Genomic DNA, 12082 nt, shown 5'->3' with positions numbered 1-12082 from the left:
TTTAGTTGTTTGAGTGTTGTTGTATCTATAAGCCTGGGAAGTGAGTAGGGGGAATCTGATAATTGAGCGTGGGTGTTTTCTTTGTCTGAGTTTTAATCGTCGCCCACTAAAAAGCCGATGCATTGCATCGGCTTTTTTATTTGCGGCGGCTGCTTACACGTTAAAGCGGAAGTGCATCACGTCGCCATCCTTGACGATATATTCCTTACCTTCCAAGCGCCACTTACCGGCTTCCTTGGCACCGGCTTCACCTTTAAATTGGATGAAGTCGTTGTAGGCGATCACTTCTGCGCGGATAAAGCCCTTTTCAAAGTCGGTGTGGATCACGCCAGCAGCTTGTGGCGCGGTGGCGCCGACCTTGACGGTCCAAGCGCGGACTTCTTCGACACCAGCGGTGAAGTAAGTCTGCAGGTTGAGCATTTCGTAGCCGGCGCGGATCACGCGGTTCAGACCTGGTTCTTCCAGGCCCAGGGCCTCGAGGAACATGTCTTTTTCTTCGCCGTCATCAAGCTCGGCGATTTCCGCTTCGATCTTGTTGCAAACCGGCACCACGATGGCGCCTTCTTCGTCGGCGATGGCCTTGACCACGTCGAGCAACGGGTTGTTCTCGAAACCGTCTTCAGCCACGTTGGCGATGTACATCACTGGCTTGGTGGTCAGCAGGTGGAAGCCCTTGATCACGGCCTTCTCGTCAGCGCCCATGCTTTTCATCAGGCTGCGTGCCGGCTTGCCCTCGGTGAAGTGCGCGATCAACTGTTCCAACAGGCCTTTCTGGACCACGGCGTCTTTGTCGCCTCCCTTGGCGTTGCGCGCGACTTTCTGCAGTTGCTTCTCGCAGCTGTCGAGGTCAGCGAAGATCAATTCCAAGTCAATGATCTCGATGTCGCGTTTCGGGTCGACGCTATTGGAGACGTGAATCACGTTCTCGTCTTCAAAGCAGCGGACCACGTGGGCGATGGCATCGGTTTCGCGGATGTTGGCCAGGAACTTGTTGCCCAGGCCTTCACCTTTCGATGCGCCGGCTACCAGGCCTGCGATGTCGACGAACTCCATGGTGGTCGGCAGTACACGCTTCGGGTTGACGATCGCTGCCAGAGCGTCCAGGCGTGTATCCGGCATCGGCACGATACCGCTGTTAGGCTCGATGGTGCAGAAGGGGAAGTTCTCAGCCGCAATACCGGACTTGGTCAAAGCGTTGAACAAGGTGGATTTGCCGACGTTGGGCAGGCCGACGATGCCGCAATTGAATCCCATGGTGTTTCCCCTCGGAAAAAAGTCAGGCCTTCTGGCTGTGCAGGTTTTTCATCGCGCGGTTCCATTCACCGGCGAAGATATCCGGCAGCACGCCGAGGGCAAAGTCGATGCTGGCATCGAGTTTTTCCTGTTCGGCGCGTGGCGCACGACCCAGGACGAAATTTGAAACCATACTCGCAACGCCTGGGTGGCCAATGCCGAGCCGCAGACGGTAAAAATTATTCTGATTACTCAACTGCGCGATGATGTCGCGCAGGCCGTTGTGCCCGCCGTGCCCGCCGCCAAGCTTGAGCTTGGCTACGCCGGGTGGCAGATCCAGTTCGTCATGGGCCACCAGGATTTCTTCGGGTTTGATTCGAAAGAAGCCCGCAAGCGCCGCAACAGCTTGGCCGCTGCGGTTCATGTAGGTGGTGGGAATCAGCAGACGAACATCCTGACCCTGGTGCGAAAAGCGCCCGGTCAGGCCAAAATATTTGCGATCGGCCGCCAGGTTTACACCTTGGGCATGGGCGATACGCTCAACAAAAAGGGCCCCCGCGTTATGCCGGGTCTGTTCGTATTCGGCGCCTGGATTTCCCAGGCCAACGATCAGTTTAATGGCAGTCACGACAGGGGCCCTTCCTTTGGAGTTGTGGATAACATCGCCTGACCGGAGTGCGGCGAAAGTGGACGACAGGAGCTCACTTATCCAGAGATAAACTTCGCGTTATCGCCCGCTTTCTCGCTACGTTTCGGTCCGCGATGTTTCCTCAAGCTCCGATGCCGCAGAGAGCATTACTCTGCAGCGGTTTCGCCTGCTTCATCTTCTGCTACAACACGTGGCGCGTGGACGTTGGCAACAGCCTTGTCGTCGTTGTGAGCCAGTGCAACGAACTCAACGCCTTTAGGGGCCTTGAGGTCGGACAGGTGAATGATGGTGCCGATTTCAGCAGCCGACAGGTCGACTTCGATGAACTCAGGCAGATCTTTCGGCAGGCAGCTTACTTCCAGCTCGGTAGTGGTGTGGGAAACAACGCCACCTTTCTTGACCGGAGCTTCTTCACCAACAAAGTGCACAGGCACGATAGCGGTCAGTTTCTGGCCGGCTACGACACGTACGAAGTCAGCGTGCAGGACGTGACCCTTGGATGGGTGACGTTGCAGAGCTTTGATGATGACGTTTTGCTTTTTGCCGCCAACGTTCAGTTCGATAACGTGGCTGTAGGCAGCATCGTTTTCGAGCAGTTTGGCAACTTCTTTAGCCAGCATGCTGATGGATTCAGGGGCTTTTTCGCCACCGTAAACTACAGCTGGAACCAGGCTTGCGAGACGACGCAGGCGGCGGCTCGCACCTTTCCCCAGGTCGGAACGCACTTCAGCATTCAGAGTAAAATCGTTCATGTTGTATCTCCAAAATAACCACATTCGCCCCAGCGTTTGCGACCAGCGCTAAAGGCGATATGGGCAAAAAAGCCCCGCCCCAGCAGAATGCTGGGGCGGGGCGCTTTTCGTCAGTGAGGTGATCCGAAGGTTTGACCCTTAGCGGAACATCGCGCTGATCGATTCTTCATTGCTGATGCGGCGAACCGCTTCGGCAACTACCGGTGCGATATCCAGTTGACGGATACGCGCACAGGCTTGTGCAGCAGCGGACAACGGGATGGTGTTAGTCACCACCAGTTCGTCCAGCACAGAGTTCTCGATGTTCTCGATCGCGCGGCCCGACAGCACAGGGTGTGTGCAGTAGGCGAACACTTTTGCAGCACCGTGCTCTTTCAAGGCTTTCGCCGCGTGGCACAGGGTGCCGGCGGTGTCGACCATGTCATCAACCAGAATACAGGTACGCCCTTCGACATCACCGATGATATGCATCACTTCAGAGTGATTGGCTTTCTCGCGGCGTTTGTCGATGATCCCGAGATCAACGCCCAGGGATTTGGCAACAGCCCGTGCACGCACGACGCCACCAATGTCCGGGGACACGATCATCAGGTTTTCAAAGCGCTGGTCTTCGATATCGTCCACCAATACTGGCGAGCCGTAGATGTTATCTACTGGAATATCGAAGAACCCCTGGATTTGGTCAGCGTGCAGGTCAACCGTAAGAACACGATCGATACCTACCACGGTGAGCATGTCAGCAACGACTTTCGCACTGATAGCCACACGTGCGGAACGCGGACGGCGATCCTGACGGGCATAACCAAAATAAGGGATTACAGCTGTGATTCGAGTCGCTGAGGAGCGGCGGAAGGCATCAGCCATCACGACGAGTTCCATCAGGTTATCGTTGGTCGGAGCGCAGGTCGGCTGAATAATGAATACGTCTTTACCGCGGACGTTTTCATTGATCTCGGCTGTAATTTCGCCGTCGGAAAATTTACCGACAGAGATGTCACCGAGAGGGATATGCAGCTGACGTACGACACGTCGAGCCAGATCGGGGTTGGCGTTCCCCGTAAAGACCATCATCTTGGACACGCGCAGTACCTAGAGGCTGAGGGTAACCTGGATGAGTATTAGAAAATGGCAGGGGCGGCTGGATTCGAACCAACGCATGGCAGGATCAAAACCTGCTGCCTTACCGCTTGGCGACGCCCCTGTATCTGTTGCAACGAGTACCCAGTACTCGGTTCCTTTTAGAGCAGACTTTGCAGCTTGCGATGCAACATCGAAACGTTGCTTCCCTTTGCTACAAACCCTGTAAGGGTCTCTGTAAGAAGGGCCGAGACTTTATCAGCTTCAGCTTTGCTTGGGAAGCCCCCAAACACACAACTTCCAGTTCCGGTTAATTTTGCTTCGGTAAATTTACCTAACAAATTCAAAGCGTTACGTACCTCTGGATAACGCCTTGCTACAACCGGTAAGCAGTCATTTCGACTGTTTCCCTTGGGAACGGGGCGCACTTTAATGGGAGAAGAGTTACGTGTCAACAACGGATCTGAAAAAATTTCTGCTGTACTTACAGATACTTGCGGCACAAGCACGACATACCACGGCTCTTCGGGGTATTCCGGGGTGAGTTTCTCCCCTACACCCTCAGCAAAAGCGGCGTGTCCGTGCACGAAAACCGGGACGTCGGCCCCCAGCGTAAGGCCCAGCGCTGCTAAGCGATCATGGTCCCAACCGAGTTGCCATAAGTGATTCAAGCCCAGCAATGTCGTCGCGGCATTTGAGCTGCCACCACCGATTCCGCCGCCCATGGGCAAAATTTTATCGATCCAGATATCGATGCCCAACGAACAACCGGATTGTTCCTGAAGTTTTTTTGCTGCCCTCACGATGAGGTTGCTGTCGTGGGGCACGCCTTCGAATTCGGTGTGCAGTTGAATCACGCCGTCGTCGCGTACGGCGAAGGTGAGTTCATCGCCGTAGTCGAGAAATTGGAAAAGCGTCTGCAACTCGTGATAGCCGTCTTCACGACGACCGAGAATGTGCAGCATCAGATTGAGTTTTGCGGGGGAGGGCAGGGTCAGTTTTTCTACAGTCACGTTATTGCCCCAGCTTGCGCGGTTGCCAGTCCTTGATCACCAGCGTGACGTCAAGGTCAGTGCCATGCAGCTTGATACGCTCCGGCAGCCAGTAACCGCCCTGTTCGGTATAGCTGAGGTATTCGACCTGCCAGCCATCCTGCTCCAGCGAGGCGAGGCGGCTGTCGCCATTAAGGCTCAGTCGACTCTTGCTATCGGGCGCGGGCAAGCCACGCACCCACCACACAAGGTGCGATACGGGCAGCTTCCAGCCAATCTGTTCTTCAAGCAGCGCTTCCGGCGAAGTCGCCTCATAGCGACCTTGGTTGGCCACTTCGAGGCTGACCTGACCCGGGCGACCCGTCAGGCGAGCGGCACCACGGCCCAGCGGGCCCGACAAACGAATGTCGTAGTAGTCCTGGCGTTGCAGCCAGAACAAGGTGCCGCTGCCCGAGTCCTTGGGGGCGCGAACGCCGACTTTGCCTTCGATCTGCCAGCCATCGATGCTGCTGAGCTGATCCTTATGCTGTTTCCATTGCGCCGGGTTGCCCTGGCCTTCAACGGATTCACGGGTGCCTACGCCCGCGCAACCGGCGAGCAGGGCAATAAGACTGAAGACTACAACGTGGCGCAAGAACATAAGCTTAAAGGGTCTCGGATCCGGTCAGGCGCTTGATGGTGCCGCGCAGGATGGGGCTTTCGGGTTGTTCCTTGAGGAATTTTTCCCAGATTTGACGTGCTTCGCGCTGCTTGCCGTTGGCCCACAGCACTTCACCCAGGTGCGCCGCGACTTCCTGATCGGGGAAGCGCTCCAGCGCTTGGCGCAGCAAGCGTTCGGCCTCATCCAGGTTGCCCAAGCGGTAATTCACCCAGCCCAGGCTGTCGAGTACGGCCGGGTCTTCCGGGTTGAGTTGGTGCGCTTGTTCGATCAGCACCTTGGCTTCGTCGTAGCGCGTGGTGCGGTCAGACAACGTGTAGCCCAGGGCGTTGAGAGCCATGGCGTTGTCGGGGTCGCGCTTGATGATCAGGCGCAGGTCTTTTTCCATCTGCGCCAGGTCATTGCGTTTTTCCGCCTGCATGGCACGGGTGTACAGCAGGTTCAAATCGTCGGGGAATTGCAACAAGGCTTGTTGCAGCAGTTTCCAGGCGCGCTCGCCCTGATTGTTGGCCGACAAGGTCTCGGCCTGGATCAGGTACAGCTGGATCGCGTAGTCCGGCTCGGCATCGCGGGCCGCGGTCAGGCGTTTTTCCGCCTCATCAGTGCGCCCGTTACTCATCAGGATGTCGGCCTGGCGCAATTGGGCGGGCAGGTAGTCGTTGCCGGGGCCAACCTGAGCGTATTCGAGCAGGGCAGCTTGTGGGTCGTTGCGTTCTTCCGCGATACGGCCCAGGTTCAAGTGTGCGGAGTCCACATGGCTTTCACGCTCGATCAGCTCTTCCAGATAGCCCTTGGCCTCATCCCAGGCCTTGGCCTCCAGGCATACCAGCGCCAGGGAGTAACGCAGCTCATCGTCGTCCGGGTATTGCTGGACCAGATTGGCGAACTGCACTTTGGCGTCCTCCATACGGTCCTGCTCAACCAGCATGCGCGCATAGGTCAATCGCAGGCGTTTGTCGTCCGGGTACTTCTTGATGCTTTTTTCCAGCAGCGGAATGGCTTCCTTGCCGCGATTGAGATTTTGCAGCAGGCGCGCACGCAGCAGGATCGGCGCAATCTCGCCATCGTCCGGCGGGTTCTGTTCCAGCAGCTTTAGCGCGGCGTCAGGCTCGTCGTCCTGTTGCAGCAACAGGGCCTTGCCGAAAATCAGTTGGCTGTTCTTGGGATGCTTTTGAAGCAGGCGGTCGAAACTCTTCATCAGGCCATTGCGCGTGTCCTGGTCGGTGTCGGCAGCCGACAGCGCGAGGAAGTCGAAATGGGTATCACCCTTGCCTTGCAGGACTTTCTCCATATAGACCATGGAGTCGTCATAGCGCCCGGCCCGCGCCAGTTGAATGGCTGCGGCACGTTGCGCCTCCAGATCGTCCGGTGCGTTTTTTGCCCAGATCAGCGAGGTATCCAGCGCAGCCTGATCGGCTCCCAGATACTCGGCGATGCGAAATGCGCGTTCGGAGATGCCTGGATCCTGGGTGTTGATGGCCTGGGTCACATAGTTATCCAGCGCAATATCGAAGCGATTGCGCTGGCCAGCCAGTTCCGCACTCAGCAGGCTGAACACCGTTTCTTCACTGAACGAGGAATAAACCTTGGGCTTTTCAGGGGCGGGGGTGCTGTCTTCTACCGGCGGCGTACCGTCCGACGACACGGGGGCCAAGGCCTGGCAGCCGCTGAGGAAGACAAAAGCAAGGAGCAACGCGGAGGATCTATTCATATAGGAAGAGGACGACTAACCTGCGGTCGGATCATCATGACACAAGCCTTCGGCCAAACATAACCGAGTCTCAGTTGATGCCTTTATAGACACAAGGCATTAGGACAATAGACGACGGTGGTTGTTCTGAATCTTTCGAAGTAGGACAATTGTCGGCTTCCCGACATCATCAGCGATATTGAATGGCCTTCCTCGCACTCGGTATTAACCACAAGACTGCCTCCGTAGACGTGCGCGAGCGCGTGGCGTTTACGCCAGAGCAGTTGGTTGAGGCCTTGCAGCAGCTCTGCCGGCTCACCGACAGCCGCGAAGCTGCGATCCTTTCGACCTGCAATCGCAGCGAGCTTTATATAGAGCAGGAACATCTTTCAGCGGATGTCGTCCTGCGCTGGCTGGCCGATTACCACCATTTGAGCCTCGACGACCTGCGCGCATGCGCTTATGTGCACGAAGAGGATGCGGCAGTTCGTCACATGATGCGTGTGGCCGCTGGTCTCGATTCGCTGGTGTTGGGCGAGCCGCAGATTCTGGGCCAGATGAAGTCCGCCTACGCCGTGGCGCGTGAGGCCGGTACCGTTGGTCCGTTGCTGGGTCGGCTGTTTCAGGCCACGTTCAATTCCGCCAAGCAAGTGCGCACTGATACAGCCATCGGCGAAAACCCGGTGTCCGTGGCATTTGCCGCCGTCAGCCTGGCCAAACAGATTTTCAGCGACTTGCAGCGCAGCCAGGCCTTGCTGATTGGCGCCGGCGAGACCATCACCCTGGTCGCCCGTCATCTGCATGACCTGGGTGTAAAGCGCATCGTGGTCGCCAACCGTACCCTGGAGCGGGCCAGCATCCTCGCCGAACAATTCGGTGCCCACGCCGTGCTGCTGGCGGATATTCCGGCTGAACTGGTGCGCAGCGATATCGTCATCAGCTCCACTGCCAGCCAATTGCCGATTCTGGGCAAAGGCGCGGTGGAAAGTGCGCTGAAGCTGCGCAAGCATAAACCGATTTTCATGGTGGATATCGCCGTTCCCCGGGATATCGAGCCCGAAGTCGGCGAGTTGGACGACGTTTACCTCTATAGCGTCGACGATCTGCACGAAGTGGTCGCCGAAAATCTCAAGAGTCGCCAAGGGGCTGCCCAGGCTGCCGAGGAGATGGTCAGCACCGGTGCCGAAGATTTTATGGTGCGCCTGCGTGAACTGGCGGCGGTGGATGTGCTCAAGGCGTATCGTCAGCAGGGCGAACGCCTGCGCGACGAGGAACTGCTCAAGGCCCAGCGTTTGCTGGCCAACGGCGGTAGCGCTGAAGAGGTGCTGATGCAACTGGCCCGTGGGTTGACCAACAAGTTACTCCACGCCCCCAGCGTGCAGCTTAAAAAATTGACTGCCGAAGGCCGCCTCGATGCGCTGGCTATGGCCCAGGAACTCTTTGCCCTCGGTGAGGGCGCGTCAGATAGCTCTTCGGATAAAAAATCGCAATGAAAGCGTCACTGCTCAATAAACTGGACGTGCTCCAGGACCGTTTCGAAGAACTGACCGCCTTGCTCGGCGATGGCGAAGTCATCTCCGATCAGACCAAATTTCGTACCTATTCCAAGGAATACGCGGAAGTTGAGCCGATCGTAAGCACCTACGGACAATGGCTGAAGACCCAAGCCGACCTTGAAGGCGCCCAGGCGCTGCTCAAGGACAGCGACCCGGACATGCGCGAAATGGCCGTCGAAGAAGTCCGCGAAGCCAAGGACAAGCTGATCGCGCTGGAAGGCGACCTGCAACGCATGCTGCTGCCCAAGGATCCCAACGACGGACGCAACGTGTTCCTCGAAATCCGCGCCGGCACCGGTGGTGACGAGGCGGCGATTTTCTCTGGCGACCTCTTCCGTATGTATTCGCGCTATGCCGAGCGACGTGGCTGGCGTGTGGAGATCCTGTCCGAGAACGAGGGCGAGCACGGCGGCTATAAAGAAGTCATCGCGCGGGTTGAAGGCGAGAATGTCTACGGCAAGCTGAAGTTCGAATCCGGCGCGCACCGCGTACAACGTGTACCAGCGACCGAATCCCAAGGCCGTATCCACACCTCCGCGTGCACCGTGGCCGTACTGCCTGAGCCTGACGAGCAGGAAGCCATCGAGATCAACCCCGCGGACTTGCGCGTGGACACTTACCGCTCGTCGGGTGCCGGGGGGCAGCACGTCAACAAGACCGACTCGGCGATCCGCATCACCCACTTGCCGTCGGGCATCGTGGTGGAATGCCAGGAAGAGCGTTCCCAGCACAAGAACCGTGCACGGGCCATGTCCTGGTTGTCGGCCAAACTCAACGACCAGCAAACCAGCGCCGCCGCCAATGCGATTGCCAGTGAGCGCAAGTTGCTGGTGGGGTCGGGCGACCGTTCAGAGCGCATTCGCACCTACAACTTTGCCCAGGGCCGGGTCACCGACCACCGGGTCAACCTCACCCTGTACTCCCTCGACGAGATTCTCGCCGGTGGCGTCGATGCGGTGATCGAGCCCTTGCTCGCCGAATACCAGGCCGATCAACTGGCCGCGATAGGTGAATAAATGACCATCATCGCCAGCCTGCTGCGTGCCGCTGATTTGCCAGACTCGCCCACTGCGCGCCTGGACGTGGAATTGTTGCTGGCGGCTGCCCTGGGCAAATCCCGCAGCTACCTGCACACCTGGCCGGAAAAAATCGTCAGCAGCGAAGACGCTCTGACCTTTGCCGACTATCTCCAGCGCCGCCGCGGGGGTGAGCCGGTCGCTTATATTCTCGGCCAGCAAGGCTTCTGGAAGCTGGACCTGGAGGTCGCGCCTCACACGCTGATCCCGCGTCCGGAAACCGAACTGCTGGTGGAGGCGGCCCTGGAATTACTACCGGCCACGCCAGCCAAGGTTCTCGACCTCGGCACCGGCAGCGGCGCCATCGCCCTGGCCCTGGCCAGTGAGCGCCCGGCCTGGCAAGTCACGGCCGTCGACCGTGTGCTTGAAGCCGTGGCCCTGGCCGAACGCAACCGCCAGCGTCTTCACCTGAATAACGCCACAGTGCTGAGCAGTCATTGGTTCAGCTCACTGCAAGGTCGCAGCTACGATCTGATCATCAGTAATCCGCCTTATATCGCCGACAACGACCCGCATCTGGTCGCAGGCGATGTACGTTTCGAACCGGCCAGTGCGCTGGTGGCGGGCCATGATGGTCTGGACGACTTGCGGTTGATCATCAACGAGGCCCCGGCCCACCTGAATGCGGGTGGCTGGCTGCTGCTCGAACACGGTTACGATCAGGCCTTGGCCGTACGTGATCTGTTGCTGAGCCAGGGTTTTGACGAAGTGCATAGCCGTCTCGACCTCGGTGGTCACGAACGCATCACCCTGGGACGTCGCCCGTGCTGACTGATCAGGAGCTGTTGCGCTATAGCCGACAGATTCTGTTGCAACATGTCGACATCGAGGGCCAATTACGCCTGAAAAACAGCCGTGCTCTGATCGTCGGGCTCGGTGGCCTGGGCGCGCCGGTGGCGCTGTATCTGGCCGCTGCGGGCGTGGGCGAGCTGCATTTGGCCGACTTCGACACCGTCGACCTGACCAACCTGCAACGCCAGATCATCCATGACACCGACAGCGTCGGGCAGACCAAGGTCGACTCGGCGTTGCGCCGCCTGACCGCCATCAACCCTGAAATCACGTTAGTTGCCCATCGCACCGCGCTGGACGCCGACTCCCTGGCGGCCGCAGTGGCGGCGGTAGACGTGGTGCTCGATTGCAGCGACAACTTCTCCACACGCGAAGCGGTCAACGCCGCCTGCGTCGTCGCAGCCAAGCCGTTGATCAGCGGCGCGGCAATTCGGCTTGAAGGCCAATTGTCTGTCTTCGACCCGCGTCGCGCTGAAAGCCCGTGTTACCACTGTTTATATGGGCATGGCAGCGACACCGAGCTTACGTGCAGCGAAGCGGGGGTGGTCGGGCCGTTGGTGGGGCTGGTCGGTAGCCTGCAAGCCTTGGAAGCCTTGAAGCTGCTTGCCGGTTTTGGTGAACCGCTGGTGGGCCGCTTGTTATTGATTGATGCCTTGACCACGCGCTTTCGTGAATTGCGGGTCAAGCGTGATCCCGGTTGCAGTGTCTGCGGGACGCAACATGGTTAAGGACGCGCCGATCGGTGTGTTCGATTCCGGGGTCGGCGGCTTGTCGGTGCTGGATGAAATTCAGCAACTGTTGCCCCACGAATCGCTGCTGTACGTGGCCGATTGCGGGCATATCCCCTATGGCGAGAAAACCCCCGAATTTATTCGTGAGCGTTCACGGCGGGTCGCTGAGTTTTTCCGCGAACGGGGCGCCAAGGCGTTCGTGATCGCTTGCAATACCGCGACCGTCGCCGCCGTAGCCGACTTGCGCCAGGACTATCCCGATTGGCCGCTGGTGGGCATGGAACCCGCCGTCAAACCTGCGGCTGCCGCCACGCGCAGTGGCGTGGTCGGTGTGCTGGCCACCACCGGTACTCTGCAAAGTGCCAAGTTCGCCGCGTTGCTCGACCGTTTCGCCACCGATGTGCAGGTGATCACCCAGCCGTGCCCGGGCCTGGTGGAGCTGATTGAAACCGGTGATCTGCACAGCCCGGCCCTGCGTCAGTTGTTGCACGGCTACATCGAGCCGCTGCTAAGCGCCGGTTGCGACACCCTCATCCTCGGTTGCACCCACTATCCCTTCCTCAAGCCGCTCCTGGCGCAGATGCTGCCCCCCAGCATCATCCTCATCGACACCGGCGCCGCCGTGGCTCGCCAGCTCAAGCGTTTATTGGGCGAGCGCGACCTGCTTGCCCACGGTGATCCTGAGCCTGCGCAGTTCTGGACCAGCGGTGATGTGTATCACCTAAGAAATATCCTACCGACACTGTGGAAATATTCCGGAGTTGTGCGAAGCTTTGGCGCGTGAAAATTTCGTGAAATATCGCCATTAGACGCTGAACTTCTGGCACTGCGTAGGCTTCTATAGCCAGATTGCTTGTACAAAACCATATAACTTCG

The 12082-nt window shown here is 58.4% G+C and carries 12 protein-coding genes and 1 tRNA gene; 5 read left to right on the top strand and 8 right to left on the bottom strand.

Annotation, left to right across the window (positions count from 1 at the left end; translation table 11 throughout):
• Positions 1-153: 153 nt before the first annotated feature.
• The 8 genes from ychF to G9Q84_RS03190 form a co-directional block, all read right to left on the bottom strand.
• Positions 154-1254: a redox-regulated ATPase YchF gene (gene ychF / locus G9Q84_RS03225; protein WP_095183770.1), complete on the bottom strand. Its 1101-nt coding sequence runs from the start codon at positions 1252-1254 to the stop codon at positions 154-156.
• Positions 1255-1276: 22 nt separating this feature from the next.
• Complete coding sequence (gene pth / locus G9Q84_RS03220; RefSeq protein ID WP_181642876.1) at positions 1277-1861, bottom strand: aminoacyl-tRNA hydrolase; 585 nt, start codon at positions 1859-1861, stop codon at positions 1277-1279.
• Positions 1862-2028: 167 nt separating this feature from the next.
• The gene (locus G9Q84_RS03215; protein WP_032886113.1) at positions 2029-2634 is read right to left on the bottom strand and encodes a 50S ribosomal protein L25/general stress protein Ctc; all 606 of its coding nucleotides are present in this window, start codon (positions 2632-2634) and stop codon (positions 2029-2031) included.
• A 138-nt stretch (positions 2635-2772) separates the two neighbouring features.
• Entirely contained in the window at positions 2773-3714 is a 942-nt protein-coding gene (locus G9Q84_RS03210) for a ribose-phosphate pyrophosphokinase (RefSeq protein WP_003171603.1), read from the bottom strand.
• A 46-nt stretch (positions 3715-3760) separates the two neighbouring features.
• Positions 3761-3835, bottom strand: a tRNA-Gln gene (locus G9Q84_RS03205).
• A 37-nt stretch (positions 3836-3872) separates the two neighbouring features.
• Positions 3873-4676, bottom strand: a complete 804-nt coding sequence (ispE, locus tag G9Q84_RS03200; protein WP_185159987.1) for a 4-(cytidine 5'-diphospho)-2-C-methyl-D-erythritol kinase — start codon at positions 4674-4676, stop codon at positions 3873-3875.
• Between the two features lie 49 nt (positions 4677-4725).
• Entirely contained in the window at positions 4726-5343 is a 618-nt protein-coding gene (lolB, locus tag G9Q84_RS03195) for a lipoprotein insertase outer membrane protein LolB (RefSeq protein ID WP_095183772.1), read from the bottom strand.
• A gap of 4 nt (positions 5344-5347) precedes the next feature.
• Positions 5348-7072, bottom strand: a complete 1725-nt coding sequence (locus tag G9Q84_RS03190; protein WP_032886118.1) for a tetratricopeptide repeat protein — start codon at positions 7070-7072, stop codon at positions 5348-5350.
• Between the two features lie 182 nt (positions 7073-7254).
• Between G9Q84_RS03190 and hemA the strand changes: the two genes are divergently transcribed.
• The 5 genes from hemA to murI are packed head-to-tail and all read left to right on the top strand — an operon-like array spanning position 7255 to position 11990.
• Entirely contained in the window at positions 7255-8544 is a 1290-nt protein-coding gene (gene hemA, locus G9Q84_RS03185; protein WP_032886119.1) for a glutamyl-tRNA reductase, read from the top strand.
• Entirely contained in the window at positions 8541-9623 is a 1083-nt protein-coding gene (gene prfA / locus G9Q84_RS03180) for a peptide chain release factor 1 (RefSeq protein WP_032886121.1), read from the top strand. Before hemA ends, prfA begins: the two co-directional genes overlap by 4 nt.
• A complete protein-coding gene (prmC, locus tag G9Q84_RS03175) occupies positions 9624-10454 on the top strand; it encodes a peptide chain release factor N(5)-glutamine methyltransferase (protein ID WP_032886122.1) in 831 nt (276 codons plus the stop codon).
• Positions 10448-11203, top strand: coding sequence for a molybdopterin-synthase adenylyltransferase MoeB (locus G9Q84_RS03170; RefSeq protein WP_032886123.1), 756 nt, complete (start codon positions 10448-10450; stop codon positions 11201-11203). The genes prmC and G9Q84_RS03170 overlap by 7 nt, the downstream gene beginning before the upstream one ends.
• Positions 11196-11990: a glutamate racemase gene (gene murI / locus G9Q84_RS03165; RefSeq protein WP_181642875.1), complete on the top strand. Its 795-nt coding sequence runs from the start codon at positions 11196-11198 to the stop codon at positions 11988-11990. Before G9Q84_RS03170 ends, murI begins: the two co-directional genes overlap by 8 nt.
• The last annotated feature ends 92 nt before the right edge of the window (positions 11991-12082 follow it).

This window comes from Pseudomonas sivasensis (assembly GCF_013778505.1).
Lineage (GTDB): Bacteria > Pseudomonadota > Gammaproteobacteria > Pseudomonadales > Pseudomonadaceae > Aquipseudomonas > Aquipseudomonas sivasensis.
Note: the sequence above shows the minus strand (reverse complement) of the source record. Positions and strands in the feature narration are given on the sequence as shown.